The 18502-nt window shown below is 67.9% G+C and carries 17 protein-coding genes and 1 other RNA gene; 4 read left to right on the top strand and 14 right to left on the bottom strand.

Going from position 1 to position 18502, the window contains the following annotated elements:
• Window positions 1-41 precede the first annotated feature (41 nt).
• From AAG092_RS15290 to rsmI, 14 genes are all read right to left on the bottom strand, one after another.
• Entirely contained in the window at window positions 42-983 is a 942-nt protein-coding gene (locus tag AAG092_RS15290; protein WP_373387326.1) for a D-alanine--D-alanine ligase, read from the bottom strand.
• Entirely contained in the window at window positions 980-2386 is a 1407-nt protein-coding gene (murC, locus tag AAG092_RS15285) for a UDP-N-acetylmuramate--L-alanine ligase (protein WP_220034086.1), read from the bottom strand. Before murC ends, AAG092_RS15290 begins: the two co-directional genes overlap by 4 nt.
• Window positions 2387-2420: 34 nt before the next feature.
• Window positions 2421-3491 (bottom strand): undecaprenyldiphospho-muramoylpentapeptide beta-N-acetylglucosaminyltransferase, encoded by a 1071-nt coding sequence (gene murG / locus AAG092_RS15280; protein ID WP_373387325.1) that lies wholly within the window; start codon window positions 3489-3491, stop codon window positions 2421-2423.
• Window positions 3481-4704, bottom strand: a complete 1224-nt coding sequence (gene ftsW / locus AAG092_RS15275) for a putative lipid II flippase FtsW (RefSeq protein WP_373387324.1) — start codon at window positions 4702-4704, stop codon at window positions 3481-3483. The genes murG and ftsW overlap by 11 nt, the downstream gene beginning before the upstream one ends.
• Complete coding sequence (gene murD / locus AAG092_RS15270) at window positions 4701-6047, bottom strand: UDP-N-acetylmuramoyl-L-alanine--D-glutamate ligase (protein WP_373387323.1); 1347 nt, start codon at window positions 6045-6047, stop codon at window positions 4701-4703. Before murD ends, ftsW begins: the two co-directional genes overlap by 4 nt.
• Before the next feature lie 6 nt (window positions 6048-6053).
• On the bottom strand, window positions 6054-7136 hold the full coding sequence (mraY, locus tag AAG092_RS15265) for a phospho-N-acetylmuramoyl-pentapeptide-transferase (RefSeq protein WP_110683848.1): 1083 nt from the start codon (window positions 7134-7136) through the stop codon (window positions 6054-6056).
• 2 nt (window positions 7137-7138) lie between these two features.
• Entirely contained in the window at window positions 7139-8512 is a 1374-nt protein-coding gene (gene murF, locus AAG092_RS15260; RefSeq protein WP_373387322.1) for a UDP-N-acetylmuramoyl-tripeptide--D-alanyl-D-alanine ligase, read from the bottom strand.
• Window positions 8505-9968 (bottom strand): UDP-N-acetylmuramoyl-L-alanyl-D-glutamate--2,6-diaminopimelate ligase, encoded by a 1464-nt coding sequence (gene murE / locus AAG092_RS15255; RefSeq protein WP_373387321.1) that lies wholly within the window; start codon window positions 9966-9968, stop codon window positions 8505-8507. The genes murF and murE overlap by 8 nt, the downstream gene beginning before the upstream one ends.
• Window positions 9968-11719, bottom strand: a complete 1752-nt coding sequence (locus tag AAG092_RS15250; RefSeq protein WP_373387320.1) for a peptidoglycan D,D-transpeptidase FtsI family protein — start codon at window positions 11717-11719, stop codon at window positions 9968-9970. Before AAG092_RS15250 ends, murE begins: the two co-directional genes overlap by 1 nt.
• Window positions 11716-12009: a cell division protein FtsL gene (ftsL, locus tag AAG092_RS15245; RefSeq protein ID WP_110683844.1), complete on the bottom strand. Its 294-nt coding sequence runs from the start codon at window positions 12007-12009 to the stop codon at window positions 11716-11718. The genes AAG092_RS15250 and ftsL overlap by 4 nt, the downstream gene beginning before the upstream one ends.
• Window positions 12006-12947 (bottom strand): 16S rRNA (cytosine(1402)-N(4))-methyltransferase RsmH, encoded by a 942-nt coding sequence (rsmH, locus tag AAG092_RS15240; protein ID WP_373387319.1) that lies wholly within the window; start codon window positions 12945-12947, stop codon window positions 12006-12008. The genes ftsL and rsmH overlap by 4 nt, the downstream gene beginning before the upstream one ends.
• Before the next feature lie 2 nt (window positions 12948-12949).
• A complete protein-coding gene (gene mraZ, locus AAG092_RS15235; RefSeq protein ID WP_110683842.1) occupies window positions 12950-13405 on the bottom strand; it encodes a division/cell wall cluster transcriptional repressor MraZ in 456 nt (151 codons plus the stop codon).
• Window positions 13406-13701: 296 nt separating this feature from the next.
• Window positions 13702-14051: RNase P RNA component class A (gene rnpB / locus AAG092_RS15230), an RNA gene on the bottom strand.
• 40 nt (window positions 14052-14091) lie between these two features.
• Window positions 14092-14988 (bottom strand): 16S rRNA (cytidine(1402)-2'-O)-methyltransferase, encoded by an 897-nt coding sequence (gene rsmI / locus AAG092_RS15225; protein WP_373387318.1) that lies wholly within the window; start codon window positions 14986-14988, stop codon window positions 14092-14094.
• Between the two features lie 91 nt (window positions 14989-15079).
• Here rsmI and AAG092_RS15220 point away from each other — a divergent pair, with 91 nt between their 5' ends.
• The 4 genes from AAG092_RS15220 to AAG092_RS15205 all read left to right on the top strand — a co-directional run bounded on the left by AAG092_RS15220 (window position 15080) and on the right by AAG092_RS15205 (window position 18476).
• On the top strand, window positions 15080-16891 hold the full coding sequence (locus AAG092_RS15220; RefSeq protein WP_373387317.1) for a penicillin-binding protein activator: 1812 nt from the start codon (window positions 15080-15082) through the stop codon (window positions 16889-16891).
• Window positions 16887-17240: a YraN family protein gene (locus tag AAG092_RS15215; RefSeq protein ID WP_373389606.1), complete on the top strand. Its 354-nt coding sequence runs from the start codon at window positions 16887-16889 to the stop codon at window positions 17238-17240. Before AAG092_RS15220 ends, AAG092_RS15215 begins: the two co-directional genes overlap by 5 nt.
• Before the next feature lie 112 nt (window positions 17241-17352).
• Window positions 17353-17946, top strand: a complete 594-nt coding sequence (locus tag AAG092_RS15210; protein WP_110683838.1) for a phosphoheptose isomerase — start codon at window positions 17353-17355, stop codon at window positions 17944-17946.
• Entirely contained in the window at window positions 17943-18476 is a 534-nt protein-coding gene (locus AAG092_RS15205; protein WP_373387316.1) for a BON domain-containing protein, read from the top strand. Before AAG092_RS15210 ends, AAG092_RS15205 begins: the two co-directional genes overlap by 4 nt.
• Window positions 18477-18502 lie beyond the last annotated feature (26 nt).

Raw genomic sequence — 18502 nt, 5'->3', positions numbered from 1 at the left:
CCTATCGGCTGCGAGTGGTGACGGACGGTGGCGACCATGACTTACCCCCTCGCCTCGACGCTGTCGGCCAGGATCGCCAGCACCAGCTGCTGGAAATCCAGGCCGGCGGCACGCGCGGCCATCGGCACCAGGCTGTGATCGGTCATGCCCGGCACGGTGTTCACTTCCAGCAGCCAGAACTGGCCGCTGGCGTCCTGCATCACGTCGGCGCGCGCCCAGCCCTGAGTGCCCACGGCCTCGCAGGCGCGTGCGGTGAGTTCCTTCAGCTCCGCCTCTTTCTCGGCCGACAGGCCGCAGGGAATGCGGTACTGGGTGTCATTGGCCAGGTACTTGGCGTCGTAGTCGTAGAAAGTGTGCGGGGTGCCCAGGCCGATCGGCGGCAGCACCTGGCCGCGCAGCATGGCCACGGTGAATTCCGGGCCGGCGATCCACTGCTCCACCAGCACCTGCGAGTCGTACTGGCTGGCGTCCTGCCACGCCTTGATCAGCGCGTCGACATCGGCGACCTTGGCCATGCCGATGCTGGAGCCTTCGTGGGCCGGTTTGACGATCAGCGGGAAGCCCAGCTCACTGGCGGCCGCGCGGCAATCGGCCTCGGAGGCCAGCACCGCATGGTTCGGCGTCGGCAGGCCCAGGCTCAGCCACACGCGCTTGGTGCGCAACTTGTCCATGGCCAGGGCCGAAGCGAGGATGCCGCTGCCGGTATAGGGGATGCCGGCGCATTCCAGCAGGCCCTGCATGGAGCCGTCCTCGCCGCCGCGGCCGTGCAGCACGATAAAGGCGCGGTCGATCTTCTCGGCGCTCAGGCGCTGCAGGAAGTCGTCACCGACGTCGATGCCGAAGGCATCCACGCCAGCGCTCTGCAGCGCTTCCAGCACGGCGGCGCCGGATTTCAGCGACACCGCCCGCTCGGCGCTCTTGCCGCCGAACAGCACGGCGACGCGGCCGAAGGCCTTGGGATCGAGGGTGGAATGCAGGCTCATTTCGACTCACCTTGAACAGCGAACAGCGGGTGCTTGATCAGTTGCGGGGCCACGCCGCCGATATCGCCGGCGCCCTGGCACAGCAGGATGTCGCCCGCGCGCAGCAGCGGCTTGATGATCGGCGCCAGGTCGGCGCCGCGCTCGACATAGATCGGGTCGAGCTGGCCGCGCTGGCGGATGCTGTGGCACAGGTGACGGCTGTCGGCACCGGGAATCGGCTCCTCGCCGGCCGGGTAGACCTCCATCAGCAGCAGCACGTTGACCTCGCCCAGCACCTGGACGAAATCGTCGTACAGGTCACGGGTACGGCTGTAGCGGTGCGGCTGGTACAGGATCACCAGGCGACGCTCCGGCCAGCCGCCACGCACGGCCTTGATCACCGCGGCGACTTCGCGCGGGTGGTGGCCGTAGTCGTCGACCAGCATCACGCTGCCGCCGTCGACCGGCAGCTCGCCATACACCTGGAAGCGCCGGCCGACGCCCTGGAAGCCCGACAGGCCCTGGATGATGGCGGCATCCTCGATGCCCTCGTCGGTGGCGATGGCAATGGTCGCCAGCGCGTTCAATACGTTGTGATTGCCCGGCATGTTCACCGACACATCCAGCGGCTCGCGGCCGGGACGCAGGGCGGTGAAGAAGGTACGCATGCCTTCCTGACGCACGTTGATGGCGCGCACGTCGGCGTCCTCGGCGAAGCCGTAGGTCACGGTCGGGCGGGCCACCTGCGGCAGCAGCTCGCGCACCACCGGGTCGTCCACGCAGAGCACGGCCAGACCGTAGAACGGCAGGTTGTGGAGGAACTCGACGAAGGTCTTCTTCAGTACATTGAAATCGCCACCGTAGGTGCTCATGTGGTCGGCGTCGATATTGGTGACCACCGAGACCATCGGCTGCAGGTGCAGGAAGCTGGCGTCGCTCTCGTCCGCCTCGGCGATCAGGTAGCGGCTGCTGCCGAGCTGTGCATTGGTGCCGGCGGCGTTCAGGCGGCCGCCGATGACGAAGGTCGGGTCCAGGCCGCCGGCGGCGAATACCGAGGCCAGCAGGCTGGTGGTGGTGGTCTTGCCGTGGGTGCCGGCCACGGCCACGCCGTGGCGGTAGCGCATCAGCTCGGCGAGCATCTCGGCCCGCGGCACCACCGGAATGCGCCGTTCCAGGGCGGTGGCCACTTCCGGGTTGGCAGTGTTGATGGCGCTGGATACCACCAGCACATCGGCCTGCTCGGCGTTCTCCGCGCGGTGGCCGATGTACACGGTGGCGCCGAAGCTTTCCAGGCGCTCGGTCACGGCCGAGGCTTTGAGGTCGGAGCCGGACACTTCGTAGCCCAGGTTCAGCAGCACCTCGGCGATGCCGCACATGCCGGCGCCGCCGATGCCGACGAAGTGGATGCGGCGGATGCGGCGCATGCGGCGGATTTCCGAACGGGCAGCGGCGGGAGACTTAGCCACGGGCCACCTCCAGGCAGATATCGACCACCGTACGGGTGGCGTCCGGTTTGGCCAGGCTACGCGCGGTGCGGCCCATGGCCTCGAGTTTTTCAGGGTGCATCAGAACCTCGGTCAACTGCGCGGCAAGCGTGTCCGCGTCAGTGGCATGTTGCGGCAGAAGGATGGCGGCGCCCTCCTTCGCCAGATAATCGGCATTGCGGGTCTGGTGATCGTCGATCGCGTGCGGCAGCGGCACCAGGAACGACGGCAGGCCGGCGGCGGCCAGCTCGCTGACGGTCAGCGCGCCGGCGCGGCAGATCACCAGATCGGCCCAGGCGTAGGCGCGGGCCATGTCCTTGATGAAGGGCGCGACCTCGGCTTCGACCGCGGCTTCGCGATAACGCTCCGCGGTGACCTGGTCGTGCTGCTTGCCGGCCTGGTGGAACACCTGCGGGCGCAGCTCGGCCGGCAGTTTGGCCAGCGCGGCGGGCAACAGCTTGTTCAACGGCTCGGCGCCCAGGCTGCCGCCCAGCACCAGCAGGCGCGGCTTGCGGCCGGCCAGGGCGTCGCGCGGGGTCTCGAGGAACAGTTCCTCGCGCACCGGATTGCCGGTGGTGCGCAGCTTGTCGGCCTTGCCGAAGGTGTTCGGGAAGGCCTCGCAGACGCGCTGGGCGAAGGGCGCCAGGCTGCGGTTGGCGGTGCCGGCCACGGCGTTCTGCTCATGAATCACCAGCGGCGCGCCATTCAGCCGCGCGGCCAGGCCGCCCGGACCGGTGACATAGCCGCCCATGCCGAGCACGCAGACCGGCTGCAGCTCGCGCATCACCTTGCGCGCCTGCAGCAGGGCGCGCACCAGCTGGAACGGTGCCTTGAGCAGCGACAGCTTGCCCTTGCCGCGCAGGCCGCTGACCTGGATCAGGTGAAGCGGCAACCCGGCCGCCGGCACCAGCTCGTTCTCGATGCCGCGCGGGGTGCCCAGCCAGTGCACGGCGTAGCCGCGCGCCTTGAACTCGCGGGCGCAGGCCAGGGCCGGGAACACGTGGCCACCGGTGCCACCAGCCATGATCAGGACGTTACCGCGCATGCTTGACCTCCTCGGCGTCGAAGAAGTCCGACTCGCTGAATTCGATTTCCTCGGTGCCCAGCGCAGTGCGGCGCTCCCACTCGATGCGCAGGAGCATGGCCAGGCTGACGCAGCAGACGATCAGCGAGCTGCCACCGTAGCTGAGGAACGGCAGGGTCAGGCCCTTGGTCGGCAGCAGGCCGACGTTCACGCCGATGTTGATCAGCACCTGGCCGATCCACTGGATGGCGATGCCGTAGGCCACGTAGGCGGCGAACAACTGCTTGGCCTTCTCCGCCCACAGGCCGATGTACAGGGCGCGCACGGCGACGAAGACGAACAGCGCGACGGTGATCAGCGCGCCGATCATGCCCAGTTCCTCGGCCAGCACGGCGAAGACGAAGTCGGTGTGCGCCTCGGGCAGGTAGAACTGTTTCTGGATGCTGTTGCCCAGGCCGACGCCGAACCACTCACCGCGGCCGAAGGCGATCAGCGCCTGGCTCAGCTGGTAGCCGGCACCGTACTGGTCGGCCCAGGGGTCGACGAAGTTGGTCAGGCGCTCCAGGCGGTAGGCCTGGCTGGTCATCACCAGCGCGCCGAGCACCAGCACGCAGGCCGCCAGCGGAATGAAGCGCAGCAGGTTGATGCCGCCGAGGAACAGCATGGCGATGCAGGAGCCGACCAGCACCACGGTGGCGCCGAAGTCCGGCTCGGCCAGCAGCAGAACGGCCATCGGGCCGAGCACCAGCATCGGCTTGAGGAAGCCGGAGAGCTTCTCGCGCACCTCTTCCTGGCGGCGCACCAGGTAGCCGGCGAGGAACACCACGGTGAACAGCTTGGCCAGCTCGGACGGCTGCAGGTTGAACAGGCCGAAGCCGATCCAGCGCTTGGCGCCGTTGACCTCGCGGCCGATACCGGGAATCAGCACTAGCACCAGCAGGGCGAAGGCGATCAGCAGCAGGCTGGCGCCGTAGCGCTGCCAGAAGGCCATGGGAATCAGCAGGGTGACCAGCGCGGCGGAGATGCCCAGCCCCAGGTAAATCAGGTGGCGGATCATGTGGTACAGCGGGTTGCCCGACAGCGCCGCGGCGACTTCCGAGCTGGCCGAGGTGATCATCACCAGGCCCAGGCCGAGCAGGGCCAGGCAACCGGCCAGCAGCGGGAAGTCGATGTCGACGCCACGACGGGTGCGCAGCGGCGACGGGGCGGCGAACAGGCGGGCCAGCAGGCTCATTGCAGGGCCTCCGCTGCCTGGGCGAACAGGCGCCCGCGTTCTTCGAAGTTCTTGAACATGTCCAGGCTGGCGCAGGCCGGCGACAGCAGCACGGCATCGCCGCTCTGGGCCAGCTCGGCACAGCGCTGCACGGCCTCGTCCAGGGTCTTCACCCGCAGCAGCGGCGCGGCGTCACTCAGGGCGGCGGCGAGCAGCTCGGCATCGCGACCGAGCAGCACCACGGCGCGGCAGAAGCGGGCCACCGGGGCCTTGAGGGCGGAGAAGTCGGCGCCCTTGCCGTCGCCACCGGCGATCAGCACCAGCTTGCCGGCGATATCGGCACCCAGGCCCTCGATGGCGGCCAGGGCGGCACCAACGTTGGTGGCCTTGGAATCGTCGTAGTAGCCCACGCCGCGCAGCTCGCGCACCCACTGGCAGCGATGCGGCAGGCCGGCGAAGCGGCGCAGGGTGTCGAGCATAGCGGCGAACGGCAGGCCGACGGCATGCCCCAGGGCCAGGGCCGCCAGGGCGTTGGACTGGTTGTGCGCGCCGCGGATCTTCAGCTCGGCGGTGGGCATCAGGGTCTCGAATTGGAAGGCCAGCTGCTTCTCGCCGCCCTCCTCGACCAGACCGAATGCCTTGAAGTCCGGCTTGCCCAGACCGAAGGTCCAGCACGGCACCTGGTCGGCGATCAGCGGGCGCGACAGGGCGTCGTCGCGATTGACCACCACCTGGCGGGCTCCGCGGAAGATGCGGTGCTTGGCCAGGTGGTACTGGGCCATGCCGCCGTAGCGGTCCATATGGTCTTCGGACAGGTTCAGGCAGGTGGCCACTTCGGCATTGAGGCGCTCGGTGGTCTCCAGCTGGAAGCTGGACAGCTCCAGCACGTACAGCTCGACCTCGTCGCTGAGCAGGTCCAGCGCCGGGGTACCGATATTGCCGCCGACGGCGACCTTCCTGCCGGCCGCCGCCGCCATCTCGCCGACCAGGGTGGTAACGGTGCTCTTGGCGTTGGAACCGGTAATGGCGACGATCGGCGCCTTGGCATGGCGGGTAAACAGGTCGATATCGCCGGACATCTTCACCCCGCGGGCTGCAGCCTCGCGCAGCGCCGGGGTGGCCAGGGCCAGGCCGGGGCTCACGTAGAGCTCCGAGGCGCGGCAGAGGAAGTCGACATCCAGCTCTCCGCAGCGTACTTCCACTTCGGGATAGTCGCGCTGCAGGGTCGCCAGCTCCGGCGGGTTCGCACGGGTGTCGGCCACGGCGAAGCGCACGCCCTGCTGCGCGAGGAAGCGCACCAGGGACATGCCGCTCTTGCCGAGGCCGACAACGATGCGGAACTGGTCGGAAGCGATCAGCGACACTCTCTGTTACCTCAGCTTCAGGGTGGCCAGGCCGACCAGCACCAGGATCACGGTGATGATCCAGAAGCGCACGATCACGCGCGGCTCCGGCCAGCCTTTGAGTTCGAAGTGGTGGTGGATCGGCGCCATGCGGAACACGCGCTTGCCGGTCAGCTTGAAGCTGGCGACCTGAATCATCACCGACAGGGTTTCCATGACGAACACGCCGCCCATGATGAACAGCACGATTTCCTGGCGGACGATCACGGCGATGGTGCCCAGCGCGGCGCCCAGCGCCAGCGCACCGACGTCGCCCATGAAGACCTGGGCCGGGTAGGTGTTGAACCAGAGGAAGCCGAGGCCGGCGCCGACCAGCGCGGCGCAGAACACGATCAGCTCACCGGCGCCCGGCACGTAGGGAATCAGCAGGTACTCGGCGAATTTGATGTTGCCCGACAGGTAGCAGAAGATCGCCAGCGCGCCGGCCACCATCACGGTTGGCAGGATGGCCAGGCCGTCGAGGCCGTCGGTCAGGTTCACCGCGTTGCTGGTGCCGACGATGACGAAGTAGGTCAGCACCACGAAACCGACGCCCAGCGGAATCGCCACGTCCTTCAGCACCGGCACGATCAGGGTGGTTTCCACCGGGCTCTGCGCGGTCATGTAGAGGAAGACGGCGGCGGCCAGGCCGAACACCGACTGCCAGAAATACTTCCAGCGGCTCGGCAGGCCGCGCGAATTCTTCTCGATCACCTTGCGGTAGTCGTCGACCCAGCCGATGGCGCCGAACAGCAGGGTCACGGCCAGCACGGTCCACACGTAGCGGTTGCTCAGGTCGGCCCAGAGCAGGGTGCTGACGGCGATGGCGGTGAGAATCAGCGCGCCACCCATGGTCGGCGTGCCCTTCTTCGACAGGTGCGACTGCGGGCCGTCGTTGCGCACGGCCTGGCCGATCTGACGGATCTGCAGGGTACGGATCATCCACGGACCGAGCCACAGCGACAGGGCCAGGGCGGTAAGCACGCCGAGGATGCCGCGCAGGGTCAGATACTGGAAGACCCCGAAGCCGGTGTGGAACTTTTGCAGGTACTCCGCCAGCAGCAGCAGCATGATTAGTGAGCCTCCCCCGATGCCCGATCCAGCAACGCGTCGACGACCTTGTCCATCGCCGCGCTGCGCGAGCCTTTAATTAGAATGGTGGTGTCGCCCGATTCGGCGCGAAGCGCGTCGATCAGGCTGGCTTGGTCGGCGAAATGACGGCCATTGGCACCGAAAGCCGCGACGGCATGCGCCATCAGCGGACCCACGGCATAGAGCGCATCGACCTTGCCTGCGGCATGGGCGCCGACGTCGCGATGGCCCTGCTCGGCCCATTCGCCCAACTCGCCCATGTCTCCCAGCACCAGGACGGTGCGGCCGGAGAAGGCGGCGAGTATATCCACTGCCGCGCACATGGACAGCGGGTTGGCGTTGTAGCTGTCGTCGATCACCCGCACACCGTTCGTCGCCAGCGCCGCTACGGCGCGGCCCTTGACCGGCTGCAGGCTTTCCAGCCCAGCCTTGATCCCGACCAGCGGCACGCCGAGGGCATGCGCGGCGGCGGCGGCAGCCAGGGCATTGGCCACGCTGTGCTCGCCGAGCAGGTTGAGCTGGATACGTGCCTGCCCGGCCACACCGGCCAGGGCAAAGCCGACACAGCCACGGGCATCGCGCCAGAGTTCTGCGGCATGCACGTCGGCCGCCTGATCCTGCAGGGCGAAGCTCAGCACTCGGCGGCTGCCATTGCGCGCCTGCCAGGTGGCGAAGGCCTTGTCGTCGCGGTTGAGCACGGCAATGCCCTGCTCGCCCAGGCCCTCGAGGATCTCGCCCTTGGCCAGGACGATCTTCTCCGGCCCGCCGAACTCGCCGACATGGGCCAGTCCGGCATTGGTGATGATGGCCACGTCCGGGCGGGTCAGGCCGACCGTGTAGGCGATCTCGCCAACATGGTTGGCGCCCAGTTCGATCACCGCGCCGACATGCTCGGGCGCCAGCTCCAGCAGGGTCAGCGGCGCGCCGAGGTCGTTGTTCAGGTTGCCGCGGGTGGCCAGCACCGGACCGTTCAGGCCGGCGCGCAGGATGCTGGCGAGCATCTCCTTGACCGTGGTCTTGCCACTGGAGCCGGTGACGGCGGCCAGCGGCTTGTGGAAGGCCGCGCGATTGAGCGCGCCAAGCTGGCCCAGGGCAATGCGGGTGTCCTGCACCACCAGCTGCGGCAGCGCCGCGCCCGGCACCTCGCGCTGCACCAGCGCGGCGACGGCGCCTTTGGCGGCGACCTCGGCCAGGTAGTCGTGGCCGTCGAAATTCGGCCCGACCAGGGCAATGAACAGCTGGCCGGCCTCGATCTTGCGGCTGTCGGTGGAAACGGCGGCGAAGGCGACATCGGCGCCCACCACGCGGGCGCTCAGGGCCTGGACCACTTCGCTCAGCAGCAACGGTTTAAGCATGGGCGGCCTCCCAGGCGGCCAGCGCCTTGGTGGTCTCGTCGAGATCGGAGAAGGCATGGCGCACGCCCGCGATCTCCTGGTAATCCTCATGCCCCTTGCCGGCCAGCAGCACCACATCGCCAACCTGGGCGGCGGCGACCAGGCGGGCAATCGCCTCGCCACGACCGTGGACGAATTCGACGGCATCCGGCCTGGCGAAACCGGCACGGATATCGGCCAGGATCTGCGCCGGGTCTTCCGTGCGCGGGTTGTCGTCGGTGACCAGCACGGCATCGGCCAGGCGCTCGGCCACGGCGGCCATCAGCGGACGCTTGCCACGGTCGCGATCGCCACCACAGCCAAACAGGCACAGCAGGCGACCGGTGACATGCGGGCGCAGGGCCTCCAGCACCTTTTCCAGAGCATCCGGGGTGTGCGCGTAGTCCACCACCACCAGCGGCAACTGCTCGCCACCGAAGCGCTGCATGCGCCCGACTGGCCCCTGCAACTGCGGCAGCACGCGCAGAATCTCGTCCAGCGGGTAATCCAGGCCGAGCAGTGCGCCGACCACGGCCAGCAGGTTGCTCAGGTTGAAGCGACCGAGCAGCGGGCTGCGCAGGTGACCTTCGCCCTGCGGGGTGACCAGCCGCGCACGCACGCCGTGGTCGTCGAAGCTGGCCTCGCGGCAGAACAGGTAGGCAGAGGCATCGCTCAGGCTATAGCCGATCAGGCGCGACTCGCGCTCTTCGCTGGCCAGCTGGCGTCCGAAATCGTCGTCCAGGTTGATCACCCGGCACTTCAGGTCTGGCCAGGCGAACAGCTTGGCCTTGGCCGCGCCGTAGGCTTCCATGCTGCCGTGGTAGTCCAGGTGGTCGCGCGACAGGTTGGTGTACACCGCCACGTCGAAGTCCAGCGCGGCCACGCGGCCCTGGTCCAGGCCATGGGAGGACACTTCCATGGCAACGGCGCGGGCGCCGGCCTGCTTGAGATCGGCCAGGGTGGCCTGCACGGCGACAGGGTCCGGAGTGGTGTGGCGGCCGCTCTGCAGGGCGTCGTAGAAGCCGGTGCCGAGGGTGCCGACGATGCCGCAGCGCTCGCCGAGAAGGTCCAGGGCCTGGGCCAGCAGCTGGCTGACGCTGGTCTTGCCGTTGGTGCCGGTGACGCCGACCAGACGCACGCCGCGGCTCGGCTCGCCGTAGAAGCGCCCGGCAATGGCCGACAGCTGGCCGGCCAGGCCCTTGATCGCCACCAGCTCGGCGCTGTGCGCGGTCATGGCGGCGGCGCCCTCGGCCTCATAGGCCACGGCGGCAGCGCCGCGGGCGATGGCATCGGCGATATGGGTACGGCCGTCCTGGGCCAGGCCCGGCACGGCAAGGAACAGATCGCCCGGGCGCACCTTGCGGCTGTCCAGGGTCAACTCGCGGATCAGCGTGGCGCTCTGCGCCTGCGGCAACAATTGGTTGAGGGGCATGGGCATCAGATTCGCCCTCCTGGATTCGCGGCCGCAGCGGCGGTCTGCGGCTGTGCCGCGGCGGGATCGACCGGCGGCGGCAGATTGTCTGGGGTGATGTTCATCAGGCGCAGGGAACCGGCCATCACCTTGCTGAACACCGGTGCCGAGACCAGACCGCCGTAGTAGCCGCCTTTGCTAGGTTCGTCGATCACGACCATCATGGCGATACGCGGGTTGGTGCTCGGCGCGAAGCCGGCGAACATCGAGCGATAGGCGTTTTCGGTATAACCCTTGCTGCCAACGCTGGCCTTGCGCGCCGTGCCGCTCTTGCCGGACACGTGGTAACCCGGCACCTGGGCGCGAAACACGCCACGCGGCGCCTCGACCACCTGCTGCAGCATGACCTGCAGGCTCTTGGCCACTTCTGGCGGAACAACCTGGGCCCCCACCGGCTGGCGGTCGACACGGGTCATGGACAGCGGCAGCACCTGGCCGTTGTTGGCCAGGGTGGCGTAGGCATGGGCCAGCTGGATGGCGGTCACCGAAACGCCGTAGCCATAGGACAGGGTGGCCGTCTCGGCCTTGCGCCACTCGCGGTGGTTCGGCAGCTCGCCGACGCGCTCACCGGGGAAGCCCAGCCCGGTGTCCTGGCCGAAGCCGACCTTGGCCATCATGTCGTGAATGGTCTCGCCACCGATATCGAAGGCGATCTTGCTCATACCGACGTTGGACGAGTTGATCAGGATACCGGTCAGGTCGAGGATCGGGCCCTGGGTCTTGGACACGTCCTTGATGGTGTAGCGGCCGATCTGCAGCGAACCCGGCCAGACCTCGACCTTGTCCTCCGGCTTCCAGCGCCCGGTCTGCAGGGCCGCCGCCATGGAGATCGGCTTGACGGTGGAGCCCGGCTCGAACACGTCGATCATGGCGCGGTTGCGCATCGCAGCCGGCTGCAGGTTGCGGCGGTTGTTCGGGTTGTAGGAGGGCTGGTTGACCATGGCGAGGACCTCGCCGGTCTTCACATCGATCATCACCAGGCTACCGGCCTTGGCGCCCTGCTCGATCAGCGCGTTGCGCAGCTCGCGGTGAGCCAGATACTGCAGGCGCAGGTCGATGGACAGGGCCAGGGCCTTGCCGGCCTTGGCATTCTGCGCCACCTGCACGTCCTTGATCAGGCGGCCACGGCGATCCTTGAGCACCTGACGCTTGCCCGGGATACCGGCCAGCCATTCCTCGAAGGCCAGCTCTACGCCCTCGCGACCGCGGTCGTCGATGTCGGTGAAGCCGACCACATGAGCAGTGACTTCTCCGGCCGGGTAGAAGCGGCGAAACTCCTCCAGGCCGTATACGCCCGGCACCTTGAGGTCGAGGATGCGCTGGCCCTGCTCGGGCGTCAGGCCGCGTACCAGGTACATGAACTCGCGCTCGCGGGCCTGGCTCAGGCGCTGGGCGAAGGACTTCGGCTCCTGGCCCAGGGCGGCCGCCAGCTCGCCCCACTGCGCCTGGGCCTTGTACAGCTCCTTGCCGTTGGCCCACAGGGTGGTCACCGGGGTACTGACGGCCAGCGGCTCGCCATTGCGGTCGGTGATCAGGCCGCGGTGCGCCGGGATCGGGATGTGCCGCACGCTGCGCGCATCGCCATGGGCCTGGAGGAAATCGTGGTCGAAGACATGCAGGTCGACGATGCGCCAGGCGATGGCGCCGACCATCAGCGCCAGCAGGGCCAGCACCAGGCGGAAGCGCCAGGGGTAGAGTGCGCCTTCGAGACCGATCATGGCGCCACCATCTGCACTTCGGTCGGTTCGGGAATGCGCATCTTCAACTGACCGGCGGCCAGGGCCTCGATGCGGTTGTGCGCGGTCCAGGTGCTCTGCTCCAGCACCAGGCGCCCCCACTCGGCCTGCACCTTGTCGCGCACGCTGAGCTCGGCGTAGAGGGCATTGAGCAGCTGGCGATTCCAGTGCGCGCTGTAGGCCACGGCGATGGCCGATAGCAGCACGGCGCCGAACAACACGGCCAGCAGCAGGCTGCCGGGCGGCAGGGGCTTGGCGTACAGGCGGCTCATCGCAGCTTCTCCGCCACGCGCATCACCGCGCTGCGCGAGCGCGGGTTGGCCTTGACCTCGGCCTCACCGGCGTAAATCGGCTTGCCCAGCAACTTGAGGCGCGGCTCGAACGCCTTGGGAATGATCGGCAGGTCGCGCGGCAGCTTGTCCGCCTCGCCCTTGGCCTGGCGCTTCATGAACTGCTTGACGATGCGATCTTCCAGTGAATGGAAGCTGATCACCACCAGCCGGCCGCCGACCGCCAGGCCCTCCAGGGCAGCATCCAGGCCGCGCTCGAGATCGCCCAGCTCGTTGTTGACGTGGATACGCAGCCCCTGGAAGGCACGGGTCGCCGGATTCTTGCCTTTTTCCCAGGCAGGGTTGGCGTCGGTCAGCACCTGCGCCAGATCGGCAGTGCGCTCGAACGGCTTCACCGCGCGGCGCTGTACCACGGCACGGGCCATGCGCTTGGCGAAGCGCTCCTCGCCGTACTCCTTGAACACCCGGGCGATCTCGTCCTCGTCGGCAATGGCGATGAACTGGGCGGCGCTGATGCCGGCGTCCGGGTTCATGCGCATGTCCAGCGGGCCATCGTTGAGGAAGCTGAAGCCACGCTCGGCATCGTCCAGCTGCGGCGAAGACACGCCGAGGTCGAGCAGCAGGCCGTCGACCTTGCCAACCAGGCCGCGCGCGGCAAGCTCCTCGCCCAACTCGGCGAAGCTGCGCTGCACAACGACGAAGCGGCCGTCTTCGGCCGCCAGTGCATTTCCGCTTGCGATTGCCAGTGGGTCCTTGTCGAACCCGAGCAACCGCCCCTCTGGCCCGAGCCTCTCGAGGATCAGCCGACTGTGCCCGCCCCTCCCGAAGGTGCCGTCCAGGTAGCAGCCATCGGCGCGCACGGCGAGGGCCTCGACGGCCTCGTCGAGCAGCACGGTGATATGGCGGAAGCTGCTGGTCATGGTCACAGGATCAGGTCGCGCAGGTCGTCCGGCAGGGCGCCGGGTTGTTTGATGGCAGCCAGGTCGGCATCGGCCAATGCGTTCCAGGCGTCCTCGTTCCACAGTTGGAATTTATTCAGCTGGCCGACCAGCATCGCGTGCTTGTCCAGGCCAGCATGCGCGCGCAGACGCGGCGGCACCAGGAAGCGGCCGCTGCCGTCCAGCTCGATGTCCACGGCGTTGCCGATCAACAGGCGCTGCAGGCGGCGGGTCTCTTCACGCAGGGACGGCAGGTCACGCAGCTTGGCCTCGATCAGCTCCCACTCGGGCAGGGGATAGACGCACAGGCAGGGGTCGACGGCATCGATGGTGACGATGAGCTGGCCGCCACAACGCGAAACGAGCTCGTCGCGATACCGGCTCGGCATCGCGAGTCGCCCTTTGGCGTCGAGACTGATGGCGTTAGCTCCACGAAACAAGGCTGCGCTTCCCCACTGTAATTAGCTTTCCATGCCCTTATGACCCACTTTTTTCCACTTTGTGCCACTTCGGCACACTATAGGAATGCGCAGACCCTAGCGTCAAGGCGCGCCAACTCGGAAAAATCCTTATGGGACGGCGATTTAGCGAACTAAGGGGGCTTTTTTAGAAGCAGAACGAGGGGTTTCGAGAGGCGAATTTCAGCGAGCTCAGGAAGCTAAACTTCGAACTTAAAGTAGTTTCTTAAGAGTAAGATTTTTTCGGTATTGCGAGATGAAGCAGATAGAAGAGAAAGGAGGAGAGTCGATCTGTAAGCCGGGTTCTGTCGAGGACAGTCATTCCTCTACGACGCACATCGCTGTACGCCTCTAGCAACCTACCCGGTTCCAGCGCGGGCCACGCCAATGGAACCCTATTTGGTCTTGCTCCGAGTGGGGTTTGCCTAGCCACGGACTGTTACCAGCCGTGCGGTGCGCTCTTACCGCACCTTTTCACCCTTACCGGCGCTTGCGCGCTTAGGCGGTTATTTTCTGTGGCACTTTCCGTAGGCTCGCGCCTCCCAGGCGTTACCTGGCACTCCGCCCTATGGAGCCCGGACTTTCCTCCCCCTTCAATGAAGAAGGCAGCGACTGTCCGATCGACTCTCCGCCGCCAAGGGTAACCAGCCCGGCGAGCCAGGACAAGCTCAAGCGTCCTTTTGCCGATCGAGGGCGGCCTGGTACAGCAGGTTCTTGCGCACCCCGGTGATCTCCGCCGCCAGCGCCGCCGCGCGCTTGAGCGGCAACTCGGCGAGCAGCAGGTCGAGCACGCGCAGCGCCTCGCCACTCACCGCCTCGTCACCTTCCGGCGCCTGCCAGCCGGCGACCAGGATCACGCATTCGCCGCGCTGCTGGTTGCTGTCGGCCGCCACCCAGTCATGCAACTCCCCGAGTGGCAGGCCCTTGAGAGTCTCGAAGGTCTTGGTCAGCTCGCGGCCCAGCACCGCCAGCCGATCCGCACCGAAGATGTCGCGCATGTCGGCGAGGGACTCGAGCAGGCGGTGCGGCGCCTCGTAATAAATGAGGGTGCGCGCGTCTTCCCGCACCTGCTCCAGGCGCACCCGGCGCCCGGTGGTCTTGGCCGGCAGGAAGCCTTCGAAGGCGAAGCGATCCGACGGCAGGCCGGCCGCCGACAGCGCGGCGACCAGGGCACAGGCACCGGGCACCGGCACCACGCGGATGCCGGCGGCACGTGCGGCACGCACCAGGTGGAAGCCGGGATCGGAGATCAGCGGGGTACCGGCATCGGAGATCAGCGCCACGTCCTCGCCGGCCTGCAGGCGCGCGAGAAAGCGCCCGCCCTGGTCGCGCTCGTTGTGCTCGTGGCAGGCCGCCAACGGTGTGGCGATGCCGAAGTGCTGCAGCAGGCGCACGGAATGCCGGGTGTCCTCCGCGGCGATCAGCGCCACCTGGCCGAGGATACGCAGCGCCCGCGCACTGATGTCGTCCAGATTGCCGATCGGCGTGGCGACCACGTACAGGGTGCCGGCGGCAGGAACAGGGGAAGCACTCACAGGCGCACCTCGATTGCGGAAAGCGCGCATTGTAGCCCGTTTCACGACCGCGACATCGCGCCCACCACGGGGCTTGGGTACAATCGCGCCTTTCTCCAGATCAGTACCGGGAACGTATTCGATGATCGCCTGCCTGCGCCCGCTCTCCGTCCTCTGCCTCGCCGGCCTGCTCGCCGCCTGCGCCGGCTCGCCCTCGTCCAGTCTGGGCGAACTGCCGCGCACGCCGCAGGCCAGCATCGACCAGCTGCTGCAGCAGGCCGCCACCAGCCAGCCCGAGCAGGCCGCCCTGCTACGCCTGTCGGCCGCCGACCAGGCCTGGCGCCAGCAGGATATCGGTCGCGCCACGCGCATCCTCGACGAAGTGCCCCTGGAAGGCCTGAAACCGGCCCAGCAGGTGTTCGCCAGCACCCTCGCCGCCGAGCTGGCCATGGCCCGCAACAAGCCGAAAAGCGCGCTCAAGGCCCTGCAGCACCCGAGCCTGGAGCGCCTGGGCGAGCTGCCGGTGGAGCAGCAGATCCGCACCCAGCTGGTCCGTGCACGCGCCCTGGAAGCCGACGGCCAGGTCCTGGCCGCCGCCCGCGAGCGCGTGTTCATCGCCCCGCTGCTCTCCGGCGAAGCCGCCGGCAGCAACCACGAGGCCATCTGGACGCTGGTCTCCAGCCTGCCGCAGAGCCAGCTGATCGGCTCCGGCGACAGCGACCTGGACGGCTGGCTGAGCCTGGCCCGCGCCACCAAGAGCGCCGGCACCCCGGACCAGCAGCTGACCGCCATCGACGACTGGAAGAACCAGCACGCCGGCCACCCGGCCGCCGAGCAGCTGCCGCAGGCGCTGGTCAAGCTCAAGGAGCTGGCCGGCCAGCCGCTGCAGAAGATCGCCCTGCTGCTGCCGCAGGATGGCCAGCTGGCCTCGGTGGCCCGTGCCCTGCGCGATGGCTTCCTGGCCGCCCACTACCAGGCCCAGCAGGCCGGCCTGAACCCGCCGGAAGTGCTGCTGTACGACAGCTCGCGCCTGTCCTCGCTGGATGACTTCTACCTCCAGGCCCAGGCCGACGGTGCACAGCTGGTGGTCGGCCCGCTGGAGAAGCCGCTGGTCAAGCAGCTCAGCGAGCGCCCGCAACTGCCGCTGACCACCCTGGCCCTGAACTACAGCGACGCCGGCCGCGAGGCACCGGCCCAGCTGTTCCAGTTCGGCCTGGCCGCCGAGGACGAAGCCCGTGAAGTGGCCCGTCGTGCCTGGGCCGACGGCATGCGCAGCGCCGTCGCACTGGTGCCGCGCGGCGAGTGGGGCAACCGCGTGCTGGCCGCCTTCCAGCAGAGCTGGCAGGCCGCCGGCGGCAACCTGATCGCCGCCGAACACGTCGACCAGCCGGTGGAGCTGGCCCAGCAGATCGCCGACCTGCTCCAGCTGCGCCAGAGCGAAGCCCGCGCCAAGCGCCTGCAGAACACCCTGGGTACCCAGCTGGCCGCCCTGCCGGCGCGGCGCCAGGACATCGATTTCATCTTCCTCGCCGCCACCCCGCAGCAGGCGCAGCAGATCAAGCCGACCCTGGCCTTCCAGTACGCCGGCGACCTGCCCGTATATGCCACCTCGCACCTCTACACCGGCGGCCAGAACCCGGCGCAGTACCAGGACCTGGAAGGTATCCGCTTCTGCGAGACCCCCTGGCTGCTGGACGCCAACGACCCGCTGCGCCAGCAAGTCGGCCAGCAGTGGCCGCAGGCCACCGGCAGCCTCGGCCGCCTCTATGCCATGGGCGTCGACGCCTTCCGCCTGGCACCGCGCCTGAGCCAGCTCAAGGCCCTGCCGGAAAGCCGCGTCGAGGGCCTGTCCGGCAACCTCAGCCTGAACCAGGCTCAACGCATCGAGCGCCAACTGCCCTGGGCCGAATTCCGCAGCGGCCAGGTGCAGCGCCTGCCGGACAGCATCAATTAAGAGCAGCCAGGACAGTGGTCGCGAGGCCGAGGCGCGGGCCCGCGACCACCTGCAAAGGCATGGCCTGCGCCTGCTGGCGCAGAACTGGCGCTGCCGTGGTGGCGAGCTCGATCTGGTCATGCTCGACGGCGATACAGTAGTATTCGTCGAAGTTCGCTATCGCAAGCATGCCGCCTGGGGCGGCGCACTGGAGAGCGTCGACGGGCGCAAGCGCCAGCGCCTGATCCTCGCCGCCGAGCAGTTCCTGCAGTGCGAGAGCCGTTGGCGCCAACAGCCCTGCCGCTTCGACGTGGTAGCGCTGACCCCGGGCGAGGCATTGAACTGGCTGCGCAACGCCTTCGAAAGCTGAATCGACCCGATCGAGGATTTCTAGTCGACGCACCGCCCCCGCTCGGGTAAAAACCGCTGCAACTTCGCCTTTTCCCGGCTGTCTCAGCCAGCACACCAAAGGTTCCGCCTCCATGGATATGCAATCCCGTATTCGCCAGATGTTCCAGGCCAGCATCGACACCAAGCAGCAAGCCATGGAAGTGCTGGTGCCCTTCATCGAGCATGCCAGCCAGGTGATGGTCCATTCGCTACTGGGCGAGGGCAAGATCCTCGCCTGCGGCAACGGCGGCTCGGCCGGCGACTCGCAGCACTTCTCCTCGGAGCTGCTCAACCGCTTCGAGCGCGAGCGTCCCAGCCTGCCGGCCATCGCCCTGACCACCGACAGCTCGACCATCACCTCGATCGCCAACGACTACAGCTACAACGAGGTGTTCTCCAAGCAGATCCGCGCCCTCGGCCGCCCCGGCGACGTGCTGCTGGCGATCTCCACCAGCGGCAACTCGGCCAACGTGATCCAGGCCATCCAGGCCGCCCATGATCGCGAGATGGTGGTGGTCGCCCTCACCGGTCGCGACGGCGGCGGCATGGCCTCGCTGCTGCTGCCGGAGGATGTGGAAATCCGCGTGCCCTCCAAGGTCACCGCACGCATTCAGGAAGTGCACCTGCTGGCGATCCACTGCCTGTGCGACCTGATCGACCGTCAACTGTTCGGGAGTGAAGAATGACCCGCAATGCCCTGATCCTCGCCACCCTTGCCCTGAGCCTGGTCCTGGGCGGCTGCAGCAACCGCAGCATCGGCAACAAGATCGACGATCAGTTCCTCGAACCCAATGTGGCCAACAGCATCTCCCGCAGCCACGCCGACCTCACCGCGCCCACCTCGCACATCGTGGTGACCGCCTACAACGGCGTGATCCTGCTGGCCGGCCAGACCCCGCGCGCCGACCTCAAGGACAAGGCCGGCCAGGTGGCGCGCACCGTGCAGGGCGTGACCAAGGTGCACAACGAGCTGCAGGTCCTGCAGCCCAGCTCGCTGGCCGCACGCAGCAACGACGCGGCGCTGACCACCAAGATCAAGACCCAGATGCTGTTCGACAGCCAGGTGCCGAGTGCCCGGGTCAAGGTGGTGACCGAGAACGGCATCGTCTATCTGATGGGCCTGGTCACCCGCGCCGAGGGCGCCAACGCCACGCGCGTGGTGCAGAGCGTGTCCGGCGTGCAGAAAGTCGTGCAGCTATACCAGTACACTAACTGAAGCGCGGCAGACATGAAAAAGGCGAT

Source organism: Pseudomonas alcaligenes (assembly GCF_041729615.1).
GTDB classification, from domain to species: Bacteria; Pseudomonadota; Gammaproteobacteria; order Pseudomonadales; family Pseudomonadaceae; genus Aquipseudomonas; species Aquipseudomonas alcaligenes_B.
The sequence above is the reverse complement of the archived record's forward strand: the minus strand, read 5'-3'. Positions and strand labels throughout refer to the sequence as shown.

Excerpts from the sequence above, each read along its gene's own strand:
- AAG092_RS15290 (WP_373387326.1), bottom strand. The coding sequence starts at position 983 with ATGAGCCTGCATTCCACCCTCGATCCCAAGGCCTTCGGCCGCGTCGCC.
- murC (WP_220034086.1), bottom strand. The coding sequence starts at position 2,386 with ATGCGCCGCATCCGCCGCATCCACTTCGTCGGCATCGGCGGCGCCGGC.
- murG (WP_373387325.1), bottom strand. The coding sequence starts at position 3,491 with ATGCGCGGTAACGTCCTGATCATGGCTGGTGGCACCGGTGGCCACGTG.
- ftsW (WP_373387324.1), bottom strand. The coding sequence starts at position 4,704 with ATGAGCCTGCTGGCCCGCCTGTTCGCCGCCCCGTCGCCGCTGCGCACC.
- mraY (WP_110683848.1), bottom strand. The coding sequence starts at position 7,136 with ATGCTGCTGCTGCTGGCGGAGTACCTGCAAAAGTTCCACACCGGCTTC.
- murF (WP_373387322.1), bottom strand. The coding sequence starts at position 8,512 with ATGCTTAAACCGTTGCTGCTGAGCGAAGTGGTCCAGGCCCTGAGCGCC.
- murE (WP_373387321.1), bottom strand. The coding sequence starts at position 9,968 with ATGCCCATGCCCCTCAACCAATTGTTGCCGCAGGCGCAGAGCGCCACG.
- AAG092_RS15250 (WP_373387320.1), bottom strand. The coding sequence starts at position 11,719 with ATGATCGGTCTCGAAGGCGCACTCTACCCCTGGCGCTTCCGCCTGGTG.
- ftsL (WP_110683844.1), bottom strand. The coding sequence starts at position 12,009 with ATGAGCCGCCTGTACGCCAAGCCCCTGCCGCCCGGCAGCCTGCTGCTG.
- rsmH (WP_373387319.1), bottom strand. The coding sequence starts at position 12,947 with ATGACCAGCAGCTTCCGCCATATCACCGTGCTGCTCGACGAGGCCGTC.
- rsmI (WP_373387318.1), bottom strand. The coding sequence starts at position 14,988 with ATGCGCGCTTTCCGCAATCGAGGTGCGCCTGTGAGTGCTTCCCCTGTT.
- AAG092_RS15220 (WP_373387317.1), top strand. The coding sequence starts at position 15,080 with ATGATCGCCTGCCTGCGCCCGCTCTCCGTCCTCTGCCTCGCCGGCCTG.
- AAG092_RS15210 (WP_110683838.1), top strand. The coding sequence starts at position 17,353 with ATGGATATGCAATCCCGTATTCGCCAGATGTTCCAGGCCAGCATCGAC.
- AAG092_RS15205 (WP_373387316.1), top strand. The coding sequence starts at position 17,943 with ATGACCCGCAATGCCCTGATCCTCGCCACCCTTGCCCTGAGCCTGGTC.